Source organism: Acidaminococcales bacterium (assembly GCA_031290885.1).
In the GTDB taxonomy this organism is placed as follows: domain Bacteria; phylum Bacillota; class Negativicutes; order Acidaminococcales; family JAISLQ01; genus JAISLQ01.
Genome location: JAISLQ010000010.1, coordinates 1 through 26,356, shown reverse-complemented (window position 1 = coordinate 26,356; position 26,356 = coordinate 1). Strand labels below are relative to the sequence as shown.

Genomic DNA, 26,356 nt, shown 5'->3' with positions numbered 1-26,356 from the left:
TCGTGAACCTGGAAAGGCTTTACATACGGGGCGACAAACTCAGCGACCTGGCGCCTCTGTCGGGGCTGGATAATCTGGAAAGTCTTGAAATCCAAGGCGGCAACATCGGCAACCTCGCGCCGCTGGCGGGGATCGTGAACCTGGAAAGGCTTGAAATACGGGGCGACAAAATCAGCGACCTTGCGCCGCTGTCGGGGCTGGCTAATCTGGAAAGTCTTGAAATCCACGGCGACAACATCGGCGACCTCGCGCCGCTGGCGGGGCTCGTGAACCTGGAAAGGCTTGAAATACGGGGCGGCAAAATCAGCGACCTCGCGCCGCTGGCGGGGCTGGCGAATCTGAAAGAGCTTGAAATACGGGGCGGCAAAATCAGCGACCTCGCGCCGCTGGCGGGGCTTGTGAATCTGGAAAGGATTTATATCCAAGGCGACAACATCATAGACCTCGGGGCGCTGGCAGGGCTGGCGAATTTGGAAAAGCTTGACATCGAGGGCGACAATATCATAGACTTCGCGCCGCTGGCGGGGCTTGTGAATCTAAAGTCGCTTGAAATATGGAGCAACAACATCAGCGACCTCGCGCCGCTGGCGGGGCTTGTGAATCTGGAAAGCATTTGTATCTACGGCGACAACATCAGCGACCTTGCGCCGCTGGCAGGAATGGCGAATCTGAAGGAGCTTAGTATCAGCAGCGATGACATCAGCGACCTTGCACCGCTGGCGGGGCTCGTGAATCTAAAGTCGCTTGATATATGGAGCGACAACATCAGCGACCTTGCGCCGCTGGCGGGGCTCGTGAATCTGGAATGTCTTTATATCCAAGGCGGCAACATCAGCGACCTCGCGCCGCTGGCAGAGCTGGCGAACTTGGAAAGGCTTGGTTTCTCCGGCACCAATATCGAAGACTTTGCGCCGCTTTTTGGCCTGAAAAATCTAAAAAGCATAGATTTCTCTAATACACAGCCGACAGAGGAGCAAATCGCAAAACTTGAACGGGCATTGCCAGACTGTCAAATTATTTAGGCCGACGGCGCGGCAAAAAACGAAAGCGGATTCAATTTTGGCTTGCCCCAAATTGGGCAGGGCTCGATATATCAAACAAGCCGAATTGACGGCTGGACAGGGGATACGAAAATGAGCGTGAAGCGCGACGACAAAACAAAGGCAAACATCATTGCCGGCGCGGCGGCCGCGCCGTCGAAGTTCGTAAACATTGGCGGCGAGCGGTTTTGTACTGGCCGTACTGAGCTTGATTTGAACGGTCGCTATTTGACCGATGCCGACATCGTGGCGCTGGAACACATGACGAAATTGGAAAAGCTTTCTCTTGGCGGCAACATCAGCGACCTCGCGCCGCTTTTTGGCCTGAAAAATCTGAAAAGCATTGATTTCTTTGAAACGCGGCTGGCGAAAGAGCAAATCGATGAACTTCAAAAGGTGTTGCCGGACTGCAAGCTTGTTGAACTTGCGGCGTTGGAATAGATACCGAAAAAGATAAAAGCAAGCGCTAAAATGAACAGGTACGGCGAGTGATGGCCGCTTCCTCGGACGCTGCGCCCCCCCAAGGAAAAGGCCGGGGCGCCCTTTCCCATGGGGGGGCGGCCTTTTCAAATTGCCTCTCGCCCGCCGCCCCGCCTTTGGCGGGAAGCCGCATTGCCGGCAAAGGTTTGCGCGAACTGTTTTTCCCGTTGGCGGGTTTTCGCCCTGCGCAACTTGACAAGTAGCTTGACGCCATCGCCGCCCATAGAGTACAATGAAAAAAACAGCTTACCGAAGCGCCGTTTTGCGCCGGTTGATTCGCGGCAAGTATGATTCCCTCAGCAAACGATGGGAGGAACAAGGATGCGGACAGGTGCGCAGCATGATCTTTATATCAATTTCGAGAACATGTCCGATGAAGAGATTGTAGTGGATGCCAAAGCGCAGAGCGGAATATTTGCGCAGGAATACTTGCTGAATAAATACCGTAATTTTGTGCGCGCCAAAGCGAGAAGTTATTTTTTGATCGGGGCGGAGCGCGAGGATATCATCCAAGAAGGCATGATCGGCCTTTACAAAGCGATAAGGGATTTTCGTGCGGAGAAGCTTTCGTCTTTTCGGGCGTTTGCCGAGCTTTGCGTTACCAGGCAGATAATTACGGCGATCAAGACCGCGACCAGGCAAAAGCACATACCGCTTAACTCCTATATTTCCCTTAACAAGCCCATTTACGAAGAAGATTCTGACAGGACGCTGCTCGACATCTTGTCAGGCAGCAAGACAACCGATCCGGAAGAGCTGATCATCAGCCGGGAGGAATTTTCCAGCATTGAGGACAAATTGAACCAAATACTCAGCGACTTGGAATGGCGTGTCCTCATGAGCTACCTTGACGGCAAGTCCTATCAGGAGATCGCCCTGGAACTGGAACGCCACGTCAAGTCCATCGACAACGCGCTGCAAAGGGTCAAACGCAAATTGGAAAAATATTTGGAAACGCGCGCGGACGACATGGACATACACGCCGTCTGCAAGGGGCTCGTTGCTTACAACAAAACCATTGTCAGAAGAAAATACATGTGAGGGGCGGACATTTATATTCCGCCTTGTTTTTGTCCGGCAACAAAAATATTTGGGAAATAGAGGAATTGCCGGCTGTCTGCCGAAAGGGGACTGTGTGCGGCAAATGCGTGTTAACGCTTAATTTTGGGGAGGGATGGCAATGGACTTGCAAATCGAAGGACTTTTAGCTTGCATAGACGCGGCGAAGGGCAAGTCGCACCGATTGGTATTGGTTACCGGCAATCCTGGCAGCGGCAAAAGCCAAATACTGCGCGAGGCTTCGGCAAAAAAAAAGTGGGACTATATTGATTGCCGGACGCTGGTATCTGATGAGATAATTGAGCTGTTGCCGGCTATGCGGGCGTCAAAGGCGCCCGGCATCATGGGCGACATTCTTGAAGGCTATGACGCGGACGTGTTGCTTTTGGACAGGGTCCAAACGCTTTTCACGCCCGTTTTGCAGTTAAATCCCTTGGCCCTTTTGCGCAGCCTGAGCGAAAAGTACACATTGGTTGTCGCCTGGCCGGGTTATTATAAAGACGGGAATTTGTTTTTTGAACGGGCGGGCGAGCCCGCCCCCTTGAAGTTCGACGCTACGGATCTGATTGTCTGGTCGGTCGAAGAAAGCAAAAAAGGGAAGGGAAGTTAAAGATGCTAAACAAAAGGACTATAGGCGTTCTTACGGGCGGCGGCGATTGTCCGGGGCTCAACGCGGTAATAAGGGCGGTGGTGCGGTCGGCGATGCGCGTGGGCTGGCGCGTATATGGCATCGAGAATGGGTTTGCCGGCCTGGTCGAGGACCAAATGCAGCTTTTGGACGAATTTTCCGTCTCCGGCATTTTGCCGCGCGGCGGCACAATCTTGGGAACTACCAATCGCGACAACCCTTTCCATTACGCAGTTTTGGAAAACGAAGCCGTTGTTTACAAAGACCTCAGCGACAAGGCGATCAGCAACCTGCGCCGCCACAATATTGAAACGCTGGTGGTGATAGGCGGCGACGGAAGCCTGAGGATTGCCGAAAAGCTCAGCGCCAAAGACGTCAATGTCGTGGGAGTGCCCAAGACCATTGACAACGACATACCCGGCACGGAGCGGACTTTTGGTTTTGATACCGCCATGTCGATTGCCACGGAAGCCCTTGACCGCCTGCATACTACGGCTGAGTCGCATCACCGCGTCATGGTGCTGGAAGTCATGGGGCGCAACTCCGGCTGGATCGCCTTGCACGCGGGGATTGGCGGCGGGGCGCATTGCGTCGTCATTCCGGAAATCCCCTATAAAATAGACTCACTCATAAATAAAATTGACGCGCGCAGAAAAACCGGGCGCACCTACAGCCTGATCATCATCGCCGAAGGCGCGAAGCCGTTGGGCGGCGACGTAACCATCGCCCGTATGGTGGAAGGCAGCTTTGAGGCGGTGCGGCTTGGCGGCGTAGGGCAAAAACTCGCGCAGGAAATAGAAGACCTTACGAAGATCGAATCGCGCTGCACGGTACTTGGCCATCTGCAAAGAGGCGGCACGCCCACGCCTTTTGATCGCGTACTTTGCACAAGGTACGGGGCGGCGGCTTTCCGGGCCTGCATGGAAGAGAAGTTCGGCACGATGGTCGCGCTGCAAAAAGACGAAATAATCACCGTGCCGCTGGACAGCGTCGCGGACAAGCCTAACGATGTATCGCCGACCAGCGAATTGGTAACTGTCGGCAAAAGCATCGGCATCTGTTTCGGCGACTGAACCGTTTTGAGAGTTTGTCGCGGCGGGATGCTTTCCCGTATGGCATGGCGGCAGGTTTTGCCGCATCCGGCCTTTGCCTTTTTGCGCTTCAAAATTCGGGCGCGATTGGGGCGCATCCGTGCGTTTCGCCGGCTCCGGCGGCTGCGCGGATGCTTTTGTTTTGAACCGGGCCAAACGGCGGCGGCGAGGAGGATGCGGTGAGCGGACAGCGTCTGTTTTATTGTTCCCGGTGCGGAGGGGAACTTGTGACGATGGCGGGGAAAATCGCCCGTTTAAAATGCACGCGCTGCCGGAAAGTCGCTTATGAAAACCCCATAGTAGGCGTCGCCGGCATGGTTTTTGACCCCAAAGGCAGGATACTCATGGTCAGGCGCGGCCGGGGCGCGACTTGCGCCGGCCTGTGGTGCATACCCTGCGGTTACGTGGAATATGAGGAAGACGTGCGCGCGGCGGCCGTCCGCGAACTGCAAGAAGAAACCGGCCTGTCGGTAAGGACGGCGCAAGTGTTTGCCGTCCATTCCAATTTCCACGACCCGGCGCAGCATACCGTCGGGATATGGTTTCTCTGCGATGTTCTATCGGGCCAGGTCCGGCCGGGGGACGACGCGGACCGGGCGGAATGGTTTTCGCCGGAAGATCCGCCGCCGCTGGCTTTCCCAACCGATAAGTTAGTGCTTGGCGAATGGACAGAGAAAGCCAAAAAATCCAAACCGCGCCGCGAACAGCATTAACCGCCCCGGCGGGCAAGGGCCGCAAGGCGCGCCGCAAACGGCGGCAAATATGGGAGACTGGGCATGGACGGACTTGCGCAAGCGGTAATTGTCGGCGTGGTGGAAGGGCTAACGGAATTTTTGCCGATTTCTTCCACCGGGCACATGATTATCGTTGGCAACGCGATTGGGTTCAAAGGCGAAATGGCCGGCGTTTTTGAAGTGGCCATACAACTCGGCGCCATACTTTCGGTGATTTACCTTTACAGGCAAAAATTCGCGCGCTTTTTTACCCGCGGCGGCCTTGACCCGGCCGGCGGCCTCAGCGTGTGGCATGTGGGCGCGGGAATGGCGCCGGTGATGGGGACGGCGTTTTTGGCGCACGGCTATATAAAGAACTATCTCTTTTCGCCTTACACGGTAGCCGTCGGGCTCATATTGGGCGGCGCGCTCATGCTGGCGGCGGAAAAGGGCGGCGCGGGCGGCGCGCTTGACGAGACGGACCAAATGACCGTAAAGCAAGCGTTCCTGATCGGCCTGTTTCAGATACTCGCCCTATGGCCGGGATTTTCGCGTTCGGGCTCGACTATTTCCGGCGGGCTTTTCCTCGGCCTTTCCAGGCGGGCGGCGGCGGAATTTTCCTTTATCGTCGCCGTGCCGGTCATGTTCGCGGCCTGTCTGTACGATCTGCACAAAAATTTCGCCCTCCTCGATGCCGGCAACTTGGCGCTGTTGGCGGTCGGTTCCGCAGTGGCCTGCCTTACAGCTTCTTTGTCCATTGCGTGGTTCGTCAAATTCCTGAACAAATCAAGCCTGAAGTCTTTTGCCGTTTATCGCTTTTTGCTGGCGGCCGTTACCTTTTGGTATTTTAGCTGAACGGATTATTTTGCCGCCAGCTATTATAATATTCTGATATTTATGTTATAATAAACGCACACTTTATTATGCTCCTGAAATAAAGAAATAGGGCATCATGACAGGTTAGGGGGGATTTTGCATGAAGGAAACGATAAAACGCATCATTGACATGGAATGGGACATGTTCGACAAAGTCCACAATGTTTCCGGCCGTGCGGCCTGCCAGGACGACGAGGTAACTTTCCGGCGGATGCGGGGAAGCCATTTCGAAGCCTGGGACAGCGAAACGTTAAAAAGTTATTTGGGCGATCTTGAGGAAGCGGCCGCCGAGAACCGCAACCTGCTGAGTGAAAAATACGCTTACATGATGGAATATACCGCGCCGGAAGAGTTTGCGGCCATAAAGGAACTTTTGCCGGACGTGCCGGAGGGCAAAAAGCTTCTGATCCGCAAAATAACGGACCGAAGCATGAAATGGCACAGCGAATTCGCCGGGAAATATCCGCTCCTGGCCAGCCGCGGGCGGCCGGGCGGCCGGGACGGGGAAACGCCGGGCAACGTATCGGTCGAAACATACATGTTGGGCGAGCTTGCCACCTATTCCCCGCGGACGCTGCAAAAATACGACGAATATCTTGCCGGGCTGGAGGCAAAAGGGCGCAACGCGTCCATAATGGCGATCGAAAATACTGTGCGAAAGTATGGGTACGCATCCTTAGACGATGCGGAAAGGAAAATGGGGGCGCATTGAGATAGCGCGCGTTTTGATTTTGGGGCGCGGCGCGCGCCGCAAAAAGTTGCCGGATGCCCACTAAATGGCGTCCGGCAGCTTTTTATGCCCTTTTTATACCGCGTTGTTCGCTTTGTACAGATTGTAAAGCTCTTTCAGTTTGTCAATATCTTTTTGCGCGGCTACCTGCAGTTTGGACGCTTTCTCATAATTTCCCTTTTCCAGGGCTTCCTTGAGTTGGTCAAACAAGCTGGGTTTGCCCTTGGCGCTTTTCAAAAGTTTCAGCTTGATGGCGGTTATATCTGCCCAAAGGGTTTCGTCCACGTCGGTTACCGAGATGGAACCTTTGTGCAGGCAAACCGCTTTGGCGAGCAATTCACGGTATTCCGGCAGTATTTTGTTCAGCAATTCGGTGCGCCAGCGAACCAGCGACCCTTCGGCGAAACTGTCGATAAATTCCTGATGGAAACCGCCGACGGTCAGCACTTTGATTTTCTCGGGATAAAGTTTGAAGTTTTGGACGTTTTCCCATACGGTCGCCGGATGGTGGCCGAACATGGCGTCTCTTTCCTGCGCCGTGTAATGCTCAAAAACATCTTCCTCGCTTCTGTACGCACGGCCTTTTTCCAAATAATCGCCGTTCGCCTCCGGCGTTTTGGAAAGCTCCGCCTCCAGTTCGGCCAGGCTTTTGCCCGATTCCACGGCGAATTTTATGCCGTCGATCGCCGAAAGATAAAATCCGGCCAAAGCAAGGTAAGTATTGGTGAAGGGATTGGGGGACCGGACTTCAAACCTGGTAGCGCGCGGGTTGTCTATGTCGCGCACCAAACCGGCGAGAATGGTCCTGTTTCTGGACGGGACGGCCGGCGTATGCCCGAGCGAGGTAACTATGCAGACAGGCGCCTCAAAACCGGGTTTAAGGCGATTCAGCGAGTCGTTGGTCGCGGATACGATCGGGTTGACCACTTCGTAGTTCTTGAGTATCCCCATGATGGCGCCGTAGCCTACCGCGCTTAGAAAATCGCTTTCCATGTTGGCGGGGGAGAAAAGGTTGACGACTTTGCCGTTTTTCAGTTTTGCCGCTATGCCGACATGAGTATGCTCGCCGTTGCCGGCGATGCCAATGATCGGTTTGGCCTGGAAAGTAACCTCCAGCCCGTTTATGCGAAAGATCTCCTTGAGCAAAGACCTGACCAAAAGCTCGTTGTCGGCGGCCTGTATGCCGTCGGCGTATTTCCAGTCGATTTCAAGCTGTTCCATGACATGGCTGAGGTTGCCGCTTTCGTCGATGCGCGCCTTTACCCCGCCGACTTCTTTGTGGCCCATTTCCGGCGCGAGGCCGTAGGCTTCCAGCAAGCTGACCGCCTGTTCGAGCGCGGTGCGCACGTTGCCGCGCGTACGCTGCCAATATTGTTCCTGCATTACCTGGGAGGCCGACAATTCTTCCACCATAGCCTCTTCGGCCGGCGTCTTTACCCAAAATTCCAATTCCGTCGCCGCCGTGAAAACAATCTTTTCCACTTCCCCGCCTTTTATGTTAAGCCCGGCAATTTTGGCGTTTTTCTTGAAAAGGGCGAGCAATTGGCTCTCCGCGTATTTCAGGGCGTTGATCAAAATGAAGCGCGAATCCACCATGCGGTTCTCGTGGATCAAAAATACCGGGATGCGCAGCGTGCCCACGTAAAACCCCGTTTCTTCGTCAATGTGGTTGTAATTATAGTCAACAAACCAATTGACGTCCAAGTCTATCTTCATATCCAGCCGGGCGTCGTTAAGGCTGGCAATGCCCGGCAGGACCACCGAAGAGCCGTCCGTCTGCACGGCGGTGCCTTCAAGCATTTGATCTATTTCCTTAACAAACAAGGAAATTGGCACTTTCTCGTCCGTATCGTTGCCGGCGAAGTCGATGCCGACAAAGGATACGAACTTTATTTCCGGGTGTTTGGCCAAAAGTTCGATAATGTCCTTTTTCCCGTGCAGCGCCGGCGGAATGACGTACAGCGGCGCTCCGCTGCTTACAATGCGCGATTCTCTTGTCACTTGAATCCACTCTCCTTATTTGTTGTAATCTTGTATTTTAAAGCGGCGGCCTTTGCCTTTGGCCGTTACGCCTTAAAAACTCAGTGGCCTTTCATTTTTACAATTAATTAATTATACATAGGCGAATTTGTTTTGTCCAACAAAAAAATAACTCACGGCGCGCCCCCGCTCACGGGAATTTGCCTGCGGGCGGGGCGCGGGCGGCCGCCGAACGAGAGGCAAGCGGCGCAAAAAGAAACTTTTGGCGGCCGCGCTTTTTTTTGGCCGGGGATTATTGTATAATAAGCAAATATAACTGAAAAATATAAATGCAAAAGGCCGTGATTCATTTGCCGCACCGAGATCTGTTCGATTTGGAAAAAATCAATTCTGCCAAAAGTCTGCTCAAGAATCAGGCGTATGAGATAATCAAGAAAGCGATCATCGACAATCGCATCAAACCCAGCCAAATATATTCACAGGAGTTCATCAGCCGAAAACTTGGCATCAGCAGGACGCCCGTGCGCGAAGCCTTGCTGCAACTGCAAAACGAAGGCGTCGTCACCATTCACCGTGGGCGCGGCATGGAACTGGTGGCGACTACCGCCGCCGATTTGCGGGATATTTTTGAAATGAGCGACGCCGTGGAATGTAAGGCCTGCCAACTGGCGGCGGAGCGGATGGACGATGCCACGCTGACGGCGCTGGAGGAAATGCACGGCCTGCAATTGCTCGCCGCCGACCGAAAAGATACGCACGACTTTATGGAATGTGACCACAAATTCCACGTATTGCTGGCGCGCTCAACCGGCAACGACCGTTTGGCCGAAAGCGTAAAAGCCATCCACGAGCAGCTTTTGCGCAGCGGCGTGCTCTTTATTTATAATCCGCATTACCTCGCGATCATCAACAACGAACACCGCGCCGTGCTGGAGGCCTTGGCCAGGCGCTCGCCGGAGGAAAGCGCCCTGGCGATGAGGGTGCATATCGGCGGGTTGTTCGCACGCGCCATGTATCACATGGAACAAATGCAGAAAGACTGACGCGCCGGCGGACGGAGCCGGGCTCCGTCCACCGTTTTTCCGGCGCGCCGGGGATTGGCGGGGCTATTCTTCGCCGGGGTCAAGTATGGCCTTTTCGCCTTCTTCCCCGGTCCTTATCCGCACGGCGTTGGCGAGGGCGTAGACAAATATCTTGCCGTCGCCGAACTTGCCCGTATTGAGAATGTTTCGCGCGACTTTTATCAGCTTTTCCACCGGCACGGCGCAGATGACTGTTTCAATCTTGACCTTGGGCACCATATTTACCTCGAAGGTATTGCCGCGGTAAACTTCCGTATAGCCTTTTTGCGTGCCGCAGCCGTATACTTGGCTGATGGTCATGCCGTTTATGCCGATTTCGTAAAAGGCTTTTTTCAATTCGTCAAGTTTTTCCGGGCGGGTCATTATCTCCACCTTATAAATCGGACGCATTTTTAACACCTCCCATGTTGGCGGGCTTCGGCGCTATAAAATCCGGTACGCCGCCCATCTTGCCGAGGGCGCCCAGCACGATGTCAGGATAGGCCATGATGCCGTGCTCGCACTGGTCGAGCCCGTCAATCTCATTTTCCTTGCTGACCCTCAGCCCAATGGCGGCGTCAATTGCTTTAAATGCCAGATACGCCGTGGCGAGCGTCCAAGCGGCGACTGCGGCGACGCCTATGATTTGCGCCTTTAAAAGCGCAAATCCCCCGCCGTAGAAAAGCCCGGTCACGGCGCCTTCCGTGCCCGGCGCGTAATTGGCCAGCAGGCCGGTCAAAAGCGTGCCGGCCACCCCGCAGAAACAATGCACGGGAATGGCGCCGACCGGGTCGTCCACATGAAGAACTTTGTCCATGAATTCCACGCCGTAAGTTACGACAAAGCCGCAAATAATTCCGACAAGGACAGATCCGGGAAGGGTTATGACCTGGCAGCCGGCGGTAATGCCGACAAGCCCGGCCAACACGCCGTTGAGGGTCATGGAAACATCCGGCTTGCCGTACTTTTTCCAGGTAAGGGCAAGGACGGCTATAGAGCCGGCGGCCGCCGCCAGATTGGTTGTCATGGCGATATGGCCTATTTCGTCATTGGCCGCCAGCGTGCTTCCGGGGTTGAAGCCAAACCAGCCCAGCCAAAGAATAAAAACGCCGAGGGTGGTAAAGGTGAGGTTGTGCCCGGGGATAACGTTTGCCTGACCGTTTTTCTTGTACTTGCCCATCCTTGGCCCGACCAGCCAGGCGCCGACAAGGGCGGCCCAACCGCCGACCGAGTGCACAATGGTGGAACCGGCGAAATCGACAAACCCAAGTTCCGCCAGCCAGCCGCCCCCCCAGCCCCAATGCCCGGATATCGGGTAAATAAAAAGGCTGATCGCGATACTGTACAGAATGTAGGCGATAAATTTCGTGCGCTCCGCCATGGCCCCGCTCACTATCGTGGCGGCGGTGGCGCAAAACACCGTCTGAAAGAAAATATAAGTGGCGGGCGTCAAATCCTCAAAAACGCCAAGTTTCAAACCGGTCGGGTCCCAAAACCCGCCCACGCCGAAAAGCCCGTGATAAGAGGCGCCAAACATAATGCCAAAACCAACTAAATAATACAAAATTGATCCGATCGAAAAATCCATGAGATTTTTCATCAGGATATTGCAAGTGTTTTTGGAGCGGCAAAGGCCTGACTCGACCATGGCGAAGCCGGCTTGCATCCAAAAGACCAGCATACCTGCAATAAGCGTCCACATGATGTTCAAATTTCTCGCGACACCCGCAATCTCCTGCTCCATGATACAACCTCCTTATCATTTGTATAAAAATAATGCGGGCGCAGACAAACCGCCTGTTTTCCCTAAGCGCCTTCCATTACTTTTACAAGGCCTTTTCGGCTATATAGAGATTCTAAACCGAAAGGCATGTTTTGTCAATGATTTTTAAGTCATTTTTTCTGTATTTTGTTTCACGAGGGAAATTATCGGCCGGAAGCGCAAAACACTTTTTTGCGCGTTTTTTCGCAAATTCCTTGCCTAACCCCGGCAAGAAAGTGTATAATAATGGACAGGCGTTCCGGGGTAGTGTAATGGTAGCACAAATGACTCTGGATCATTTTGTCTGGGTTCGAGTCCTAGCCCCGGAGCCAATTTTTTGTCTTTCTCAAAGAGCGGCCGTCCGCGGCCTTTGCCCAAATTTGCGCGGCCCCATGGTCAAGCGGTTAAGACGTCGCCCTCTCAAGGCGAAATCAGGGGTTCAACTCCCCTTGGGGCTACCATGAAAAGCAAAGCTTTGCGGCGCGGCGCCACTGTCCGCGCCGCATTTTTCTTTTTCCCTTCAGCTTGAAATGGCGCGGCTTTCACGCCCGGCGGCAATCCTTTGCCCGGTGAGTTTTGGCGCGCGGGATTTTTGCCCTTTGGCGGCAAATAAAGACAAAACTGGCGGAGCCTTAAGCGAAATGACGCCATCGCCCTTTTTTACCATCCAAAAAGACATACAAACCCAATTTGTCATAGAAAAATCACGGTTTATCTGCACCTTGCGCAAAGTGGCGGACGAAGGGGACGCCCTTGCCGCCATGTCCTTGCTTAAAAAGCGGTACTGGGACGCTGCGCACAACTGCTCCGCTTACATCGTCGGCGGCGCCGCGCCCTGCCAAAAGGCCGGCGACGACGGCGAACCTGCCGGCACGGCCGGGCTTCCCATGTTAAAAGTTCTGGAAAAAAACAACTTGCAAAATGTCCTCGCGGTGGTTACCCGTTATTTCGGCGGCATAAAACTCGGCGCGGGCGGGCTGGCAAGGGCCTACGCCCGCAGCGTCGCCGAAGCGGTGGCTGCCGCCGGGACCGCGCGCCGGCAGTTGATGTTTGACTGCGCCTTTTCCGAAAGTCCGCACAAAATCGGCAAGGCGGCCAATTTTCTCTATGGCAGCGATTTGTTTTCGGTGTTGTCGGTGGAATATGGACAGGATGCCTTGGTCAGCATCCGGCTGCCGGCAGACAACTTCAGGCAGGCCGAGGATTTTCTCAGCGGGCTGTTCAGCCGCCGCCTGTCTTTGACGGTGGGCGGCGAACATTACAGCGAAATACCTTTGGCAAAAGAGGGGGGCAACCGGCTTTGATCAAGAAACTGTTAATCCTGCTGAAATCACTGGTGGAGACAATCCTTGCTTGGTGCGTTGGTTTTTTGCTGACAGGCTGCTTTTTTGCCGCGCTTATTTTTTATGTTGTCCCCTTTTTTTTCGGCATCCCTTTGGATTCCGATAAGTATATCGCCCAAACCTCCCTGCGGATCGCCGAAAACAAAAAACACGACACAACGCCCGAACCGGTCATCATAGAAGATGCCCGGCCGCTTTCCGAGACCATTGCCGATTCTATCGACAAAGCGGCGGACAATCTCATCAAATGGATAAACGAGCCGAAAGAATGAAAACTTCCGGGCGGCCGCAAAATACTGCCATACGCGTCAATTGCGCCTGCGCCCTGCGGGAAGTCCCTTCAAGCCGGGGCAATCGACATGAACCTTTTTGACATCATAGGCCCGATCATGATCGGGCCTTCCAGTTCCCATACTGCCGGCGCGGTGCGCCTCGGCCTCTTGGCGCGCCAGATCCTGGGCGAGGAACCGGTCAAGGCCGCCATCGATCTTTACGGCTCTTTCGCGCGCACCTACAAAGGGCACGGAACGGATGCCGCCCTTTTGGCCGGGCTGCTCGGCTGGCGCCCGGACGATGGGCGCATCCCCCGCGCCTTGGACGAAGCGGGGAAAGTCGGCCTGGCTTATTCTTTTAACTTCGCGCAAACGGACGAATTTGTCCATCCCAACACCGCCTTTTTCCACCTGGCCGGAGCCGGCGGCCATTTTTGCCGCGTAGGCGGCGTATCGCTGGGCGGCGGCCGCATAAGCGTCAATAACATCGACGGTTTTCCCGTTGAACTCTCCGGGGAACTGGACGCCCTTTTGACCTTGCACGAAGACCGGGCGGGCATAGTTTCCGCCGTGAGCGGCATACTCGCCGAAATGCGGATAAACATAGCCGGCATGCGGGTGTTCCGGCGGCAAAAGGGCGGCCTTGCCGCTATGATAATCGAAACCGACCAGCCAGCGGAAAAAAGGGTAGCGCCGATAATCGCCGCCATGCCCGGCATAAAATTTGTCCGTTTGATTGGCAGCATACTATGAGGTAAAAATGGAGAAAATACTCTCTTTGCAGGATTTTGTCCAAGCGGCTGCCGCGCAGGGCCTGTCTTTCGGCGCGTACGCGCTCAAAAGCCAGGCTGCGGAACTGGAAATCAGCGAGGACGCGCTTGTCGGCAAGCTGTCCGAATGTGCCGAGGTCATGCGCGAAGCCGCGCGCGCCGGGCTTAGGGGGGAAAGTACCCGGGGAGGGCTGGCCGGAGGCGATGCGCGAAAGATTTTTCTTGCGCGCGCGCAAGAAAGTTACATCAACATCACCGGCGAGATCATCTCTGACGCCATACAAATTGCCCTGTCCATAGGCGAGGCCAACGCTTCCATGGGAAAGATCGTGGCCGCCCCGACGGCAGGGGCGAGCGGCATCATCCCGGGCGTGCTTTTTGCTTTGGAAAAGCCCCTTGGACTTGACGGCGTGGCCATCGGCAAAGGCCTTGCCGTTGCGGGCGTAATCGGGCTGGTCATAGCTTCCCGCGCTTCGCTTTCGGGCGCGGTCGGCGGCTGCCAGGCCGAATGCGGCAGCGCGGCGGCCATGGCCGCCGGCGCCGCCGCCGACCTTGCGGGCGGCGGGCCGGATATGGTCGCCGGCGCCAGCGCCATAGCGCTGAAATCCATGCTGGGGCTGGTCTGCGACCCGGTGGCCGGCCTGGTGGAGGTCCCCTGCATAAAACGCAACGCCGCCGCCGCCGTGGGGGCGCTGGCGGCCGCGCAAATGGCGCTCGCCGGCATAAAAAGTTTCATCCCCGCCGATGAGGTGTTCGACGCTATGAAGTCGGTGGGCGCGAGTTTGCCGCCCAGCTTGAAAGAGACTTCCGCCGGCGGCGTAGCCGCGGCGCCGACCGCCCTTGCCTGGGCGAAGGCCCGCCTGCGCGCCGATTGAGCCCGGCGCGTCTTTGTCTCCGCCGCCGGCAAGTCGGCTTGCAAAACCTCTGGTGCCGGGCTGCCGGCATGTCTTTTGGCCAAACAAAAAAACCGCCGCCGCGGTTTTTTTGTTTGGCGGCATGGCCGGCCATGCCGCCAAACTGCTGCCCTCCCCGGTAAAGACACGGGCAAGGCTTGGGCCCTAACCTATATCGTCGGATTTATTTTCGGATTTATTGACTATCAGCGCCAGGTACAGGCTGGCTTTAATTTCCCCAATGGCAAACGGCTTTGAGATATGCCCGTCCATGCCGGCGGCCTTGCTTTCTTCCCGGTCTTCTTTCATGGCGTTGGCGGTCATGGCGATAATCGGCACGCGCGCGCCGGAGGCGCCCCTTTCATCTTCAAGCCGCCGTATCTCGCGCGTGGCTTGCAGCCCGTCCATGATCGGCATGCGGATGTCCATGAAAATAAGGTCGTATTTTTTTTGCAGGAAAGCGGCCACCGCTTTTTCCCCGTTGTCCGCCAGGTCCACTTTCAGCCCCATTTCTTCCAGCACCGCTTGGGCAATCTCTTGGTTGATTTCGTTGTCTTCCACGACCAGCACTTCAAAGCCGTCATAACGCCGCTCGTCTATAGCATCGGCCGCCGCGCTTTCTTTGTTTTCATCCTCGAGAGAAGGTTGCAGCTCGATAAAGAAAGAAAACTCGCTGCCTTTGCCCAATTCGCTTTTTACCGTTATTGTCCCGCCCATCATTTCCACCAAAGCTTTGCTGATGGTCAGGCCAAGGCCGCTGCCGCCGAATTTGCGCGCCGTGGAACTGTCGGCCTGCGCAAACTGCTTGAAAACGTTTGCCTGCTGGTTTTCGTCCATGCCAATCCCCGTATCCCGCACCTGGCAGTGAAGCAGCAGGTCGCCGGAAGGCAGTTCTTCGGTTTTCATGGACAAGGTGACCGAGCCTTGCTTGGTGAACTTCACCGCGTTGCCGATAAGGTTGAGCAGTATCTGGGTCAGCCGCAAATCGTCGCCGACCGCCGCTTTCGGCATGGAACCATCCATCAGGATTATCAAGTCCAGGTTTTTTTCCGCCGCCTTGGGCTTGATGACATCCTCCACCGTTTCCACGACCGCTTTAAAGCGGAACGGATGCCTTTCAATGTCCATCTTCCCGGCCTCAATTTTGGAAAAGTCGAGAATCTCGTTGATAATGCCCAAGAGCAGCGCCGCGGAAGCGTGTATTTTCTCTAAGTATTCCAGCCGCTGTTTTTCCGAAGCGGCGTTTTGCGCCAGATAGGTAAGGCCCAGCACGCCGTTCATGGGCGTCCTCAGTTCGTGGCTCATGCGGGAAAGAAATTCCCGCTGCGCCATGTTTGCGCCTTCGGCCAACAGCGCCGCGTTATGTTCTTCGGCGGCTTTGGCTACATCGGCGGCCATCGCGTTGATGCTGTCGACAACCTCGCCCAGTTCGCCGTCCGCCTTGTCCAGAGTTTTTGTCAAATCAAAACGCAGTTCGCGGATGCCTTTTATTATACGGTTCATATCGTTCGTGGTATGCCGGTAAATCGCTATCATTACGCCGAGCAGCAGCACATACGCCGCGCCCATGATTTTAAGTATTCTGTCCGAGAGGCTGCTGAGCTGCACCTTTATGTCGCCGATAAGCTCGTTTGCCCATACATAGCCTATTGCGCGGCCTTTGCGTTCCACGGGGATCATAGCGTTCATGATGTCGCCGCGCACCATGCGGCCTGTCCTCACCAGCGACTTGTCGGCCGACATGACCTCCCGCCCGGAATGTCCTTGGGCAATGGCCGTGCCCACCAGGTGCTGGTATTCGGATGAAGGGGCATAGACCAGTATGGCATCCAGGTCGCGGGAATAATAGCCCGCTCCTACGCCGGGTGCCGCAGCGGCGATTTTGTCCGCCGCGCCTTTGAGCTCTTTATTTAGTATCGCGATCTTTTCCTCGCGCGACGCGCCGGCGGCGCCATGCGCGCTGAGGATGCCGTCGTAGTCGCGCCCGCCCAGTTCACTGTCGAGCAGACGCGCCAGCGCCAGGAGCTTTTGCTCTTTTTCTTTCGCCATTATGTTTTGGGACATTTGGCGCATGGCAAACCACGACATGATCAAGGACGCCGTCATAAAAACGAGCAGTATGGTGAGCATTTTGCTCTGGACGGAATACCAAAAAAACCGTTTCAAAGTCATGGATGCCTTCCTTGCCATATATATTGCGAATTTTTTAAAAGCCCCCCGCCCTCATGGCGTCAAAATCTTTGGCGGCCAGATCGGCGCACTTCAAGGCATTGCCGTACTCTTCGCTTATCGACTGAAAGGACGCGCTGACCGCGTCAAAATGTTTTTTGCGCTCAAGCGCGTACCGGCTTACCGGCACTTCCCCCCGCGGCGCGGGATACGGTTTGTAAGCCTCGCGGTTGGGAGGCTTGCCGTAGCCAAGCCCTTTGGTCAAACTGAGCGTTACGGCCGGCCCGGCAAAGGAAAAAAACGACGCATAACAAACCGGCGCGGCCGCAGCTATCGCCAGAAACAGCAAAAACAATTTTTTTTTCATGCTCTATCTCTTACCCCCGCCTTCGCGTTTCACGTAACCGGGCTGTTTTTCATAGGCGAACGCAAAGCCGCTCCCTTATATATGCCATTATATCTTACCCAGACGGTAAAAGAAAGGAAAAATTAACGGCGCGCCGGAGCGCGGCAAAGACGCCGGCAAAGGTTTTGGGCAACCTCTGTATTGACAAGCCGTGCTTTCTTTCAATATAATAACAACATTAGAAAATAAGGGTTTTGCACCAAAAAGGCTTTTTAAACATTGTGTTTTTAAGCGGGGGGAGTGCTGTGAAATGTTTAAAATCACAAAATTTGCCGCGGCGCTGAGCCTGGCCGCCGCTGTTTTGGCGGGCGCGGCCTGCGGCTGGCAAAAACCGCCGCAACCCACAGACGAAATCCGCATCGGCGGCAATTTGGAATTAACCGGCGGCAGTTCCCTCTTCGGCCAGTCAATCCACAAAGGCCTGAAACTCGCCTTTAAAGAAGTAAATGGCAAAGGCGGAATCAACGGCCGGAAAGTAATCCTTATCGTCGCCGACAACAAATCGGAAGCCCCCGAAGCCGCCAACGCCACCGTAAAGCTCATTGCGCAAGACAAGGTGTCCGCGATCGTCGGCCCGGCCACTAGTAGCCCCGTGCTTGCCTGCGCTTCGATAGTTACCGAGCGCAAGATCCCGCTGCTCACGCCGAGCGGAACCAATGAAAACATCACTTTCCTGGACGGCAAGACGCGCGACTTCCTCTTTCGCGGCTGTTTTATCGACCCATTGCAGGGCGAGATAATGGCCAAATTTGCTTTGAACAACCTTAATCTGAGAAAAATGGCTATTTACAGCGATATTTCTTCTGATTACGCGAAAAAGTTGGCCGCCGCCTATCGTTCGGAGTTTGAAAAAAAAGGCGGGCAAATTGTCGCCGAAGAAGCCTATCAACAAAAAGACACTGATTTCAGGCCGGTTTTGACCAAAATCAGGGCGGCCGGGCCGGAGGGGATTTTCGTTCCCGGTTATTATCAGGAGGTAGGGACCATCATCAAACAGGCGCGCGAGTTCGGCATAACCATGCCGCTTTTGGGCTCCGATGGCTGGGATTCGCCCAAGATCCTTGAATTGGCCGGCGCCGCCGCCCTCAACAACACTTATTTTTGCGATCATTACTCGGTGGAGGATCTCGACCCGAACATTCAAAAATTCGTCAAAAACTACAAGGCGGAATACAATGGCGAAACGCCGGACGCGTTTGCCGCCCTCGGCTACGATTCCGGCCTTATTGTCGCCGATGCCGTAAGGCGCGCCGGCGGCGGCGACCCGGAGAAGATAAGGGACGCTCTGGCCGCCACCAAAGATTTGCAGGTGGCGACCGGCAAACTCACCATGGACGCCAGGCACAATCCGATAAAAGGCGCGGTTATCATTGCCATGCAGGACGGCAAGCAGGTTTTCAAAGAAAAAATAAACTGACGCCGCGGCGCTTGGCCAAAAGGCAAAGGAACCGCCCCGCGCGGCCCGTGTTCCGGCGCGCGCCCGGAAGGGATGGTTTTCCCGGCAAAAGGGCGGCCGCTCTTTTCGGGTTTTTGTTCGCGGCGGCGACGGTCGGGAGGGCATTATGTTAAACAAATCCTTAGGGCAAAAATTAGCGGCCGTCGGGCTAAGCGGCCTGCTGGCCATTTTCGCGGCCGCCTGCGGCGCGGGAAAAAAAGCGCCGGACGGCGGGCAAGCGATAAAAATCGGCGTCAACGCCGAAATGACCGGCCCGGTTTCTTCCTTTGGCATGTCTTCCGCCAACGCCATGAAACTGGCGGCCAAACAGATCAATTCCAGCGGCGGCGCGCTTGGCAGGCAATTGCAGCTGGTTTTCGCCGACAACAAGTCCGAGCCTGCGGAAGCGGCGGCGGCGGCGACCAAATTGATCGCGCAGGACAAGGTGGCGGCTGTCTTGGGCCCTTTGATCAGTTCCACCACTTTGGCTTGCACCAAAATTGCGCAGGACAGGAAAATACCGCTTCTTACTCCGTCGGCGACCAACCCGGCGGTTACCGTGCAAAACGGAAAGACGCTGGAATATGTTTTCCGCAGTTGCTTCATTGACGATTTCATGGGCGGTTTAATGGCGGATTTCGCCCAAAATTCGCTGAAGGCGAAAACGGCCGCCCTTTTTATCGACAGCGCGTCCGACCTTTCCAAAAGCACAGCCGGCATATTTGAAGCCTTTTTCGTAAAAAACGGCGGCAAAATAGTCTCCAAAGAAGCGTATTTGGCCAAGGACACCGATTTTAAAGCCACCCTTACCAAGATAAAGGCGGTTAACCCTGACGTTATTTTTGTCCCCGGCAATTATCAGGAAGCGGGCATGATTGTCAAACAGGCGCGCGAACTTGACCTTCTCCAGCCGATCGTCGGCGTGGACGCCTGGGATTCGCCGAAATTGTTTGACATCGGGGGCGCGGCGGCCTTGAACAACACTTATTACCCCGGCCATTACTCGCCGGACGATACCAGGCCCGAAGTGCAAAAATTCGTCAAAGAATATAAAGAAGAGTACGGCGTTGTTCCGGACACGCAGGCGGTGCTCGGCTACGATTCCGTCTTCGTGCTGGTTGACGCCATAAAGAGGGCGGGGTCGGACGATCCCGAAAAAATCAGGGGCGCTTTGGCCGCCACCAAAGGCCTGCGGACGGTGTCGGGCGTAATTACGCTGGACGATAGCCACAATCCCATCAAAGGCGCCGTGATCAACGAGAACAAGGAGGGCAAAGTAACCTTTAGAGAAAGAGTCGACCCGAACCCTTAGTGTGGCCAGGCGCGGGCAGACGCCGCCGGAAAGGAGATAGCCTTGGATTCCTCGTCTTTTTTGTCGCAATTTATACAGCAGATGATTAACGGCATATCGCTGGGCAGCATATACGCGCTTATCGCTTTGGGCTATACTATGGTCTACGGCATTTTGAAACTGATCAACTTCGCGCACGGCGACATATATATGCTGGGCGCTTACGCGGGGTTTTTCGCCGCGTCCGTTTTGCGCCTTTCTTTTTTTCCTTCGCTTCTTTTTGCCATGCTGGCCGCCGCTTTGGCCGGCATGGCCATAGAGCGCCTCGCCTACCGCCCTTTGCGCCGCGCGCCCAGGATTACCGCCCTCATCACGGCAATCGGCGTTTCTTTTTTTCTGGACTATACGCTGATCTTGTTTGTTTCGCCGCAGCCGCGCACTTTCCCCGCGATCTTCGAGTCCGAAATATACCGCTTCTACGGAATCATCATAAACAGCCAGCAAATATTGATTTTTGCGGTGTCGCTTCTGCTTATGGCTTTTCTGACCTACGTCGTGCAATGCACCAGGATCGGCAAGGCCATGCGGGCGGTATCCTACGACACGGATACGGCGCGGCTTATGGGCATAAACGTGGACAAAGTCATCTCTTGGACGTTTGCCCTCGGCTCGGCGCTGGCGGCGGCGGCCGGCGTTCTGGTGGGCATATATTATAATTCCATCGATCCCTTGATGGGCATGATGCCCGGCATAAAGGCTTTCGTCGCGGCCGTGCTCGGCGGCATCGGCATCATTCCGGGGGCGATGGCGGGCGGCCTGATCCTCGGCATCGTGGAAGCCATGGCCAGCGGCTTTTTGTCCTCTACCTTTCGCGATGCCGTGGCTTTCTCCATCCTCATCCTCATCCTGCTGTTTAAGCCGTCCGGTCTTTTGGGCAAAAACACGCGCGAGAAAGTGTAGGTAGCCACGCTATGAACAAAGTCAGAAAATACGACTTTTTGCTGCTTGCTTTTGGCGCGTCCGTTTTCCTCCTCCTGCACGCGCTGATGGAAACGGAAATTATCGGCGCTTTCTGGCAGCTTAACATCATACTGGCCTGCATAAACATAATCCTGGCGGCAAGCCTTAATCTCATCAACGGCTTTACCGGCCAGTTTTCCATCGGGCACGCGGGCTTTATGGCGATCGGCGCCTATGTCAGCGCGATTATGACCGTCAAGCAGGGCCTTCCTTTTGCCATAGCCATCATCGCGGCTTTTGCCGCGGCGGCGGCTTTGGGCTTTCTCATCGGCGTCCCTACCCTCCGGCTGTCGGGCGACTATCTGGCGATCGCGACGCTGGGGCTTAGCGAAATCATCAGGGTGTGCATTTTGAACACGCCTTATATCGGCGGCGCGTCCGGGTTCATGGGCATCCCGCATCTTACCAACTTTCCCTGGGCTTTCGGCCTGATGTTTCTGACCGTCTACCTGATTAAGAACATCGTCAATTCGGCGCATGGGCGCGCCCTGATCGCCGTGCGCGAAAACGAGATCGCGGCGGAGACGATGGGGATAGACGCCGCCAAATATAAAACCTTGGCTTTCACGATCGGCGCCGGTTTCGCCGGTTTGGGCGGCGCGCTTTTCTCTCATTATTTTTATCTGGCGCACCCTTCATCCTTTACCTTTATGCGCTCTTTCGACATACTGACCATGGTAGTGCTGGGCGGGCTGGGGTCCCTCAGCGGTTCCATCATCGGCGCGATCATCTTGGTGTTTGTATCGGCGGCCTTGTCGGATTTTCCCGAATGGCGCATGATCATTTACGCCGTAACGCTAATCGCGCTCATGATCTTTCGGCCGCAGGGTCTTTTGGGCAACAAAGAACTGAGCGAAAAAATGCTGGGTTTGCTGCGCAAAAAGGAGGCATAGGGCGGGATGCTGCTTAAAACGGACAAGCTCTCCATGGAATTTGGCGGGCTGAGCGCCTTGATAAACCTTAATCTGGAAATACGATCCGGCGAACTGGTCGGGCTGATAGGGCCGAACGGCGCCGGCAAAACTACGGTGTTCAACCTTTTGACCGGGGTTTACAGCCCCAGCGGCGGCGAGATATTCCTTGGCGGCAAATCCCTGAAAGGGCTGAAGCCTTTTCAGGTAACTCAGTCAGGCATTGCCCGCACCTTTCAAAACATCCGGCTTTTCTCGGAACTGTCGGTGTTGGACAACGTCAAGATCGCCCATAATTTCCACATAGCCTGCAGCCTGCCGGAAAGCATCCTGCGAATGGGGCGCTATTTCCACGAAGAGGAAAAGACGGAGCGGGAATCGATCAGGCTTTTGGAAATATTCAACCTCAAAGGCAAAATGCGCGAAACCGCCAAAAACCTCCCTTACGGCGAACAGCGCCGCCTGGAAATCGCGCGGGCGCTCGCCACCAGGCCTTCCCTGCTTCTTCTGGACGAGCCGGCCGCCGGCATGAACCCGCAGGAAACCGACGAACTGACGCAAATGATCAGGTGGATACGCGGAGAATTTGCCCTTACCGTGCTTTTGATTGAGCATGACATGCGTTTGGTCATGAATCTTTGCGAACGCATATATGTGCTGGAATACGGGGTTACCATCGCGCAGGGCGCGCCGGAAGCGATACGCCGCAACCCCAAGGTAATAGAAGCTTATCTCGGGGAGGAGGCGCCGCATGCTCCGCATTGAAAATATCAGCGTCTTTTACGGCGCCATCCACGCCATAAAGGACATAAGCCTCTCGGTCGGCGCGGGCGAGATCGTAACGCTCATCGGATCCAACGGCGCGGGCAAAAGCACGACCTTAAACGCGGTGTCCGGCCTTTTGAAAATAAAACGCGGCGGCATAAAATTCATGGGCAAAGAGATAAACGGCCTGCCGGCCCACGAGATAGTCGCCCTCGGTTTGTGCCAGGTTCCGGAAGGGCGCAGGATATTCGCCAACATGACCGTGCAGGAAAACCTTGAAATGGGGGCGTATCTTAGGCGGGACAGACAAGAGACCCTCAAGGACTATCAAAACGTGTTTAGCAAATTCCCCCGCCTGGCGGAGCGAAAAAAGCAACTGGCCGGCACCCTTTCAGGCGGCGAGCAGCAAATGCTGGCTATGGGGCGGGCACTGATGGGAAAGCCGAAGCTGCTTTTGATGGACGAGCCGTCCATGGGCCTTGCGCCGCGCCTGGTGCAGGAAATATTTTCCATAATCAAAGAAATAAACCGGGCTGGCACGACTATTTTGCTTGTCGAGCAAAACGCCAACATGGCGCTTTCCATCGCCAACCGGGCCTATGTGCTGGAAAGCGGCCAAATCACGCTGTCCGGGCCGGCGGCGGAGCTGGCGGCAAGCGAATCGGTCAGGAACGCCTATCTCGGCGGCTGAAGCGCGCGCCCCTTGTGCAGCCGAACGCTTGCAAAGCGGCAAAATCCCTCGTGTTTCGCCGCTTTTTGTCAAAGGCCGCAATGTTGCGGGTTGCTTTATTGTAAAACAGAGATCTTTATTGGCTCTGCCCATATACCGGCAACGACCAAATTCAAGAAGAGGTGAATTTCATGTTTGTTTACAAGCGTATGACGAAAGACCCTGTATGCATAAGCAAAGACATCAGCATCTTAGATGCCATGGAAGTCATGCGGGCCAGCAAAGTAAGGCGGCTGCCGGTAGTTGACAACGGAAGGCTCGTCGGGATAGTTACCAGCCGCGACCTGCACATGGCCTCGCCTTCCCCCGCCACTACCTTGTCCAAATACGAAGCGAACTATCTTTTGCGCAAAATAACCGTGGGGGAGATAATGTCCGCAAACCTCTTGACCGTCAAAGCAAAAGCCACTATTGAAGAGGTCGCGCTTTTAATGTACAAAAACAAGATCGGCGCTATCCCGGTGGTGGACGACGACGACCCCGGAAAAATTGTCGGCATCGTTACCGAAACGGACATCTTCAAGATCCTCGTGGACGTCATGGGGCTGCCGGAAGGCAAAACAAGGATCACCGCCACTTTTCATGACCGCTTGGGCATGCTGGCCGAAGTAGGGTTGGTTTTTAAAAACCTCGGGCAAAACATCACCAGTTTCGCGATCGTCAACGAAGAAGGGGACAACCGCGAGATCGTCATCCGCGGCGATTTTGTCAATACGGATGCGATAAAGGAACAAATGGAAAAAAGCGGTTTTAAAGTAACCGACATCACGAATATTTCCTGATAGGACAGAATCCTTTTTTGCCCGGTTCCCAAGGCAATTGCGCCGGCCCTGCCGGCGGCGGGGAGGTTTTGCGCCGCATGGACATCGTACGCTACGAAATCGGCGATATCGTGAAAATGAAAAAGCGCCACCCCTGCGGCTCGGACGAATGGGAAGTGCAAAGGACGGGCATTGATTTCGGCCTCAAATGCCAAGGCTGCGGCCGGTATGTCATGATTCCCCGGCCGAAATTTGAAAAGGCCGTGAAAGCGATAATCAAAAGAGCGGCCGGCGCCGCGGAGGACAGACATGAGTAATTTGCAAGTGGGGATCGTCGGGCTGCCCAATGTCGGCAAAAGCACCTTGTTCAACGCCGTCACCAAGGCCGGCGCCGAAGCGGCCAACTACCCTTTCTGCACGATCGAGCCGAACGTCGGGGTGGTCAGCGTGCCGGACAATCGGCTGGACGTACTTGCCCGCATGTATTCTTCGCGCAAGGTTACGCCCACCGCCATCCGCTTCGTCGATATTGCCGGACTGGTCAAAGGCGCTTCCGCCGGCGAAGGGCTTGGCAACAAGTTTCTCGCGCATATCAGGGAAGTGGACGCCATAGCGCAGGTGGTGCGCTGCTTTGCGGACGGCGACATAACGCATGTCGCCGGTTCCGTAGACCCTTTGCGCGACATTGAAATCATCAACGCCGAATTATGCATCGCCGACCTGGAAAGCATCGACCGGCGCATGGAACGCCTCAAGCGGCAGGCAAAGTCCGGCGACAAAGGCGCCGCCGCCGAAAAAGAAACGCTGGAGAAAATAAAGGGCGAGTTGGGAAAAGGCGAACCGGCCAGGCGCCTTGCCCTTTCCGCCGAAGAAAAAGGCCTTTTGAAAGAGATAAATCTCCTGACCTTGAAACCGGTTATGTATGTCGCCAACATCCACGAAAAGGACGTGGGCGGCGGCGGACGCTTGGCCGGGCAGGTGGAAGAATACGCCCGGAGGGACGGCGCCGAAACGGTGCCGCTGTCCGCCCGGCTGGAAGAAGAAATTGCGGAACTGGACGGGAGCGAAGCGGCGGAATTCCTGCGCAGCCTCGGGCTGCAAGCGTCAGGGCTTGAGCGCGTGATTGGCGCCGCTTACAAATTGCTTGATCTCATAAGTTTTCTTACTGCGGGCGAGACGGAAGCGCGCGCCTGGACTATCCGGCGCGGCGTCAGAGCGCCGCAGGCGGCGGCTGTCATACATTCCGACATCGAACGCGGCTTTATAAGGGCCGAAATCGTCTCCTACGGCGACCTCATAAACAGCGGCTCTTACGCCGCCGCCCGCGAAAAGGGCCTGGTCCGACTGGAAGGCAAAGATTACGTCATGCGCGATGGCGACGTAACTAATTTTCGCTTTAATGTATGACGATGCGCCCCGGCGAGTTTTTCCGCGATTAAATGCCGCCCGCGCCTGCGGCGGCTAAAAGAGCCCGGCCAATTTTTTGGCCGCCGCCCTTTGGCAACTATAGGGCGCCGAAAACGGCGAAAAAACAAAAAAGGGGAAGGGCACGCGGACAAGCGGGGCAGTAAATAAATGCTTGACTGGCAAAGGGTTTCATGCTATCATATCACCGTTGTTAGCAGAGCAACATAAAGCCATGCGGTCGTGGCGGAACGGCAGACGCGCTAGCCTCAGGAGCTAGTGGGGGCAACCTCGTGGTGGTTCAAATCCACTCGACCGCACCACTGACATTATGTCAATGCCCTCCGCAGATGCTTGGCGGCGCGGGCAGCGGCTGTTTTTTCTTTGGGTTGGCCGGCGGGAAGCGGCGCTTCCGATATTGCAGCGCGGTTGTGGCGGAACTGGCAGACGCACCATCTTGAGGGGGTGGCGGGGCAACTCGTGTGGGTTCAAATCCCACCAACCGCACCAAATTAACAATCATATTTTGATACGGCGCGCCTGCCCGATGGTTTCGGTCAGGTGCGTTTGCTATGCGGCCGGGCACGGGCGGCGACCGGGTGGGCCGCGCAGTCTTGGCGGACGGCGGTAAATAGTCAAATAGCATTGAAAATGTGACAGTAAATTGATAATATAAAATTGCTATGAGCTATGATAAAAAATATAGAAAACGGACAATTGAATATCTGAACGCTGGACACACATACAGAGAAACAGCCGGAATATT

The 26,356-nt window shown here is 55.3% G+C and carries 27 protein-coding genes and 4 tRNA genes; 26 read left to right on the top strand and 5 right to left on the bottom strand.

All coding sequences use genetic code 11. From position 1 onward, the window contains the following. The 8 genes from LBO03_01685 to LBO03_01650 all read left to right on the top strand — a co-directional run. On the top strand, positions 1 to 1,022 hold a 1,022-nt coding region (locus tag LBO03_01685; GenBank protein MDR3348310.1), incomplete at its 5' end, for a hypothetical protein. 111 nt (positions 1,023 to 1,133) lie between these two features. Then, the gene (locus tag LBO03_01680; protein ID MDR3348309.1) at positions 1,134 to 1,481 is read left to right on the top strand and encodes a hypothetical protein; all 348 of its coding nucleotides are present in this window, start codon (positions 1,134 to 1,136) and stop codon (positions 1,479 to 1,481) included. A gap of 360 nt (positions 1,482 to 1,841) precedes the next feature. After that, complete coding sequence (sigH, locus tag LBO03_01675; GenBank protein ID MDR3348308.1) at positions 1,842 to 2,561, top strand: RNA polymerase sporulation sigma factor SigH; 720 nt, start codon at positions 1,842 to 1,844, stop codon at positions 2,559 to 2,561. A gap of 139 nt (positions 2,562 to 2,700) precedes the next feature. After that, a complete protein-coding gene (brxF, locus tag LBO03_01670; GenBank protein ID MDR3348307.1) occupies positions 2,701 to 3,189 on the top strand; it encodes a BREX-3 system P-loop-containing protein BrxF in 489 nt (162 codons plus the stop codon). 2 nt (positions 3,190 to 3,191) lie between these two features. After that, positions 3,192 to 4,280 carry a 6-phosphofructokinase gene (locus tag LBO03_01665; GenBank protein MDR3348306.1) on the top strand — a complete coding sequence of 363 codons (1,089 nt, stop codon included), beginning with the start codon at positions 3,192 to 3,194 and terminating at the stop codon, positions 4,278 to 4,280. 251 nt (positions 4,281 to 4,531) lie between these two features. Next, on the top strand, positions 4,532 to 5,011 hold the full coding sequence (locus tag LBO03_01660; protein ID MDR3348305.1) for an NUDIX hydrolase: 480 nt from the start codon (positions 4,532 to 4,534) through the stop codon (positions 5,009 to 5,011). A 63-nt stretch (positions 5,012 to 5,074) separates the two neighbouring features. Further along, positions 5,075 to 5,866, top strand: coding sequence for an undecaprenyl-diphosphate phosphatase (locus LBO03_01655; GenBank protein MDR3348304.1), 792 nt, complete (start codon positions 5,075 to 5,077; stop codon positions 5,864 to 5,866). Between the two features lie 121 nt (positions 5,867 to 5,987). Further along, entirely contained in the window at positions 5,988 to 6,599 is a 612-nt protein-coding gene (locus LBO03_01650) for a DUF4125 family protein (protein ID MDR3348303.1), read from the top strand. 93 nt (positions 6,600 to 6,692) lie between these two features. On the opposite strand, the gene LBO03_01645 is transcribed toward LBO03_01650, so the two are convergent. Then, the gene (locus tag LBO03_01645) at positions 6,693 to 8,618 is read right to left on the bottom strand and encodes a glutamine synthetase (GenBank protein ID MDR3348302.1); all 1,926 of its coding nucleotides are present in this window, start codon (positions 8,616 to 8,618) and stop codon (positions 6,693 to 6,695) included. Positions 8,619 to 8,926: 308 nt separating this feature from the next. Here LBO03_01645 and LBO03_01640 point away from each other — a divergent pair, with 308 nt between their 5' ends. After that, complete coding sequence (locus tag LBO03_01640) at positions 8,927 to 9,640, top strand: GntR family transcriptional regulator (GenBank protein ID MDR3348301.1); 714 nt, start codon at positions 8,927 to 8,929, stop codon at positions 9,638 to 9,640. 63 nt (positions 9,641 to 9,703) lie between these two features. Here LBO03_01640 and LBO03_01635 read toward each other — a convergent pair whose 3' ends face one another. After that, complete coding sequence (locus tag LBO03_01635; GenBank protein MDR3348300.1) at positions 9,704 to 10,060, bottom strand: P-II family nitrogen regulator; 357 nt, start codon at positions 10,058 to 10,060, stop codon at positions 9,704 to 9,706. Then, positions 10,053 to 11,402, bottom strand: a complete 1,350-nt coding sequence (locus tag LBO03_01630; protein MDR3348299.1) for an ammonium transporter — start codon at positions 11,400 to 11,402, stop codon at positions 10,053 to 10,055. Before LBO03_01630 ends, LBO03_01635 begins: the two co-directional genes overlap by 8 nt. Positions 11,403 to 11,678: 276 nt before the next feature. Here LBO03_01630 and LBO03_01625 point away from each other — a divergent pair. The 6 genes from LBO03_01625 to sdaAA all read left to right on the top strand — a co-directional run bounded on the left by LBO03_01625 (position 11,679) and on the right by sdaAA (position 14,680). Beyond that, positions 11,679 to 11,752, top strand: a tRNA-Gln gene (locus tag LBO03_01625). A gap of 54 nt (positions 11,753 to 11,806) precedes the next feature. Further along, a tRNA-Glu gene (locus LBO03_01620) sits at positions 11,807 to 11,881 on the top strand. A 180-nt stretch (positions 11,882 to 12,061) separates the two neighbouring features. Next, on the top strand, positions 12,062 to 12,724 hold the full coding sequence (locus LBO03_01615; GenBank protein MDR3348298.1) for a YigZ family protein: 663 nt from the start codon (positions 12,062 to 12,064) through the stop codon (positions 12,722 to 12,724). Next, positions 12,721 to 13,035 carry a hypothetical protein gene (locus LBO03_01610; GenBank protein MDR3348297.1) on the top strand — a complete coding sequence of 105 codons (315 nt, stop codon included), beginning with the start codon at positions 12,721 to 12,723 and terminating at the stop codon, positions 13,033 to 13,035. The genes LBO03_01615 and LBO03_01610 overlap by 4 nt, the downstream gene beginning before the upstream one ends. An 87-nt stretch (positions 13,036 to 13,122) precedes the next feature. Then, positions 13,123 to 13,788 carry an L-serine ammonia-lyase, iron-sulfur-dependent subunit beta gene (gene sdaAB / locus LBO03_01605; protein ID MDR3348296.1) on the top strand — a complete coding sequence of 222 codons (666 nt, stop codon included), beginning with the start codon at positions 13,123 to 13,125 and terminating at the stop codon, positions 13,786 to 13,788. 7 nt (positions 13,789 to 13,795) lie between these two features. Next, a complete protein-coding gene (sdaAA, locus tag LBO03_01600; protein ID MDR3348295.1) occupies positions 13,796 to 14,680 on the top strand; it encodes an L-serine ammonia-lyase, iron-sulfur-dependent, subunit alpha in 885 nt (294 codons plus the stop codon). 183 nt (positions 14,681 to 14,863) lie between these two features. Here sdaAA and LBO03_01595 read toward each other — a convergent pair whose 3' ends face one another. Beyond that, complete coding sequence (locus LBO03_01595) at positions 14,864 to 16,864, bottom strand: response regulator (protein MDR3348294.1); 2,001 nt, start codon at positions 16,862 to 16,864, stop codon at positions 14,864 to 14,866. A gap of 40 nt (positions 16,865 to 16,904) precedes the next feature. Then, positions 16,905 to 17,234: a hypothetical protein gene (locus LBO03_01590; GenBank protein MDR3348293.1), complete on the bottom strand. Its 330-nt coding sequence runs from the start codon at positions 17,232 to 17,234 to the stop codon at positions 16,905 to 16,907. Positions 17,235 to 17,523: 289 nt separating this feature from the next. Here LBO03_01590 and LBO03_01585 point away from each other — a divergent pair, with 289 nt between their 5' ends. The 11 genes from LBO03_01585 to LBO03_01535 all read left to right on the top strand — a co-directional run bounded on the left by LBO03_01585 (position 17,524) and on the right by LBO03_01535 (position 26,100). Then, positions 17,524 to 18,690, top strand: a complete 1,167-nt coding sequence (locus LBO03_01585) for an ABC transporter substrate-binding protein (GenBank protein ID MDR3348292.1) — start codon at positions 17,524 to 17,526, stop codon at positions 18,688 to 18,690. Positions 18,691 to 18,835: 145 nt separating this feature from the next. Then, on the top strand, positions 18,836 to 20,020 hold the full coding sequence (locus LBO03_01580) for an ABC transporter substrate-binding protein (GenBank protein MDR3348291.1): 1,185 nt from the start codon (positions 18,836 to 18,838) through the stop codon (positions 20,018 to 20,020). Positions 20,021 to 20,062: 42 nt separating this feature from the next. Beyond that, the gene (locus LBO03_01575; protein MDR3348290.1) at positions 20,063 to 20,959 is read left to right on the top strand and encodes a branched-chain amino acid ABC transporter permease; all 897 of its coding nucleotides are present in this window, start codon (positions 20,063 to 20,065) and stop codon (positions 20,957 to 20,959) included. Positions 20,960 to 20,970: 11 nt separating this feature from the next. Beyond that, positions 20,971 to 21,912 (top strand): branched-chain amino acid ABC transporter permease, encoded by a 942-nt coding sequence (locus LBO03_01570; GenBank protein MDR3348289.1) that lies wholly within the window; start codon positions 20,971 to 20,973, stop codon positions 21,910 to 21,912. 6 nt (positions 21,913 to 21,918) lie between these two features. Continuing rightward, positions 21,919 to 22,695 (top strand): ABC transporter ATP-binding protein, encoded by a 777-nt coding sequence (locus LBO03_01565; protein MDR3348288.1) that lies wholly within the window; start codon positions 21,919 to 21,921, stop codon positions 22,693 to 22,695. Next, entirely contained in the window at positions 22,682 to 23,386 is a 705-nt protein-coding gene (locus LBO03_01560) for an ABC transporter ATP-binding protein (protein MDR3348287.1), read from the top strand. The genes LBO03_01565 and LBO03_01560 overlap by 14 nt, the downstream gene beginning before the upstream one ends. Positions 23,387 to 23,556: 170 nt before the next feature. Then, complete coding sequence (locus tag LBO03_01555; GenBank protein MDR3348286.1) at positions 23,557 to 24,207, top strand: CBS domain-containing protein; 651 nt, start codon at positions 23,557 to 23,559, stop codon at positions 24,205 to 24,207. A 77-nt stretch (positions 24,208 to 24,284) separates the two neighbouring features. Then, complete coding sequence (locus LBO03_01550; protein ID MDR3348285.1) at positions 24,285 to 24,503, top strand: DUF951 domain-containing protein; 219 nt, start codon at positions 24,285 to 24,287, stop codon at positions 24,501 to 24,503. Next, a complete protein-coding gene (gene ychF, locus LBO03_01545; protein ID MDR3348284.1) occupies positions 24,496 to 25,593 on the top strand; it encodes a redox-regulated ATPase YchF in 1,098 nt (365 codons plus the stop codon). Before LBO03_01550 ends, ychF begins: the two co-directional genes overlap by 8 nt. A 234-nt stretch (positions 25,594 to 25,827) precedes the next feature. Beyond that, positions 25,828 to 25,913: transfer RNA gene (locus LBO03_01540), tRNA-Leu, on the top strand. A gap of 102 nt (positions 25,914 to 26,015) precedes the next feature. Beyond that, positions 26,016 to 26,100, top strand: a tRNA-Leu gene (locus tag LBO03_01535). Positions 26,101 to 26,356 lie beyond the last annotated feature (256 nt).

Coding starts and splice junctions, on each gene's coding strand:
- sdaAB (MDR3348296.1), top strand. CDS start 13,123: ATGAACCTTTTTGACATCATAGGCCCGATCATGATCGGGCCTTCCAGT.
- LBO03_01555 (MDR3348286.1), top strand. CDS start 23,557: ATGTTTGTTTACAAGCGTATGACGAAAGACCCTGTATGCATAAGCAAA.
- LBO03_01565 (MDR3348288.1), top strand. CDS start 21,919: ATGCTGCTTAAAACGGACAAGCTCTCCATGGAATTTGGCGGGCTGAGC.
- LBO03_01615 (MDR3348298.1), top strand. CDS start 12,062: ATGACGCCATCGCCCTTTTTTACCATCCAAAAAGACATACAAACCCAA.
- sigH (MDR3348308.1), top strand. CDS start 1,842: ATGCGGACAGGTGCGCAGCATGATCTTTATATCAATTTCGAGAACATG.
- LBO03_01660 (MDR3348305.1), top strand. CDS start 4,532: ATGGCGGGGAAAATCGCCCGTTTAAAATGCACGCGCTGCCGGAAAGTC.
- LBO03_01590 (MDR3348293.1), bottom strand. CDS start 17,234: ATGAAAAAAAAATTGTTTTTGCTGTTTCTGGCGATAGCTGCGGCCGCG.
- sdaAA (MDR3348295.1), top strand. CDS start 13,796: ATGGAGAAAATACTCTCTTTGCAGGATTTTGTCCAAGCGGCTGCCGCG.
- LBO03_01655 (MDR3348304.1), top strand. CDS start 5,075: ATGGACGGACTTGCGCAAGCGGTAATTGTCGGCGTGGTGGAAGGGCTA.
- LBO03_01580 (MDR3348291.1), top strand. CDS start 18,836: ATGTTAAACAAATCCTTAGGGCAAAAATTAGCGGCCGTCGGGCTAAGC.
- LBO03_01585 (MDR3348292.1), top strand. CDS start 17,524: ATGTTTAAAATCACAAAATTTGCCGCGGCGCTGAGCCTGGCCGCCGCT.
- ychF (MDR3348284.1), top strand. CDS start 24,496: ATGAGTAATTTGCAAGTGGGGATCGTCGGGCTGCCCAATGTCGGCAAA.
- LBO03_01560 (MDR3348287.1), top strand. CDS start 22,682: ATGCTCCGCATTGAAAATATCAGCGTCTTTTACGGCGCCATCCACGCC.
- LBO03_01665 (MDR3348306.1), top strand. CDS start 3,192: ATGCTAAACAAAAGGACTATAGGCGTTCTTACGGGCGGCGGCGATTGT.
- LBO03_01550 (MDR3348285.1), top strand. CDS start 24,285: ATGGACATCGTACGCTACGAAATCGGCGATATCGTGAAAATGAAAAAG.
- LBO03_01640 (MDR3348301.1), top strand. CDS start 8,927: ATGCAAAAGGCCGTGATTCATTTGCCGCACCGAGATCTGTTCGATTTG.
- LBO03_01650 (MDR3348303.1), top strand. CDS start 5,988: ATGAAGGAAACGATAAAACGCATCATTGACATGGAATGGGACATGTTC.
- LBO03_01630 (MDR3348299.1), bottom strand. CDS start 11,402: ATGGAGCAGGAGATTGCGGGTGTCGCGAGAAATTTGAACATCATGTGG.
- LBO03_01680 (MDR3348309.1), top strand. CDS start 1,134: ATGAGCGTGAAGCGCGACGACAAAACAAAGGCAAACATCATTGCCGGC.
- brxF (MDR3348307.1), top strand. CDS start 2,701: ATGGACTTGCAAATCGAAGGACTTTTAGCTTGCATAGACGCGGCGAAG.
- LBO03_01570 (MDR3348289.1), top strand. CDS start 20,971: ATGAACAAAGTCAGAAAATACGACTTTTTGCTGCTTGCTTTTGGCGCG.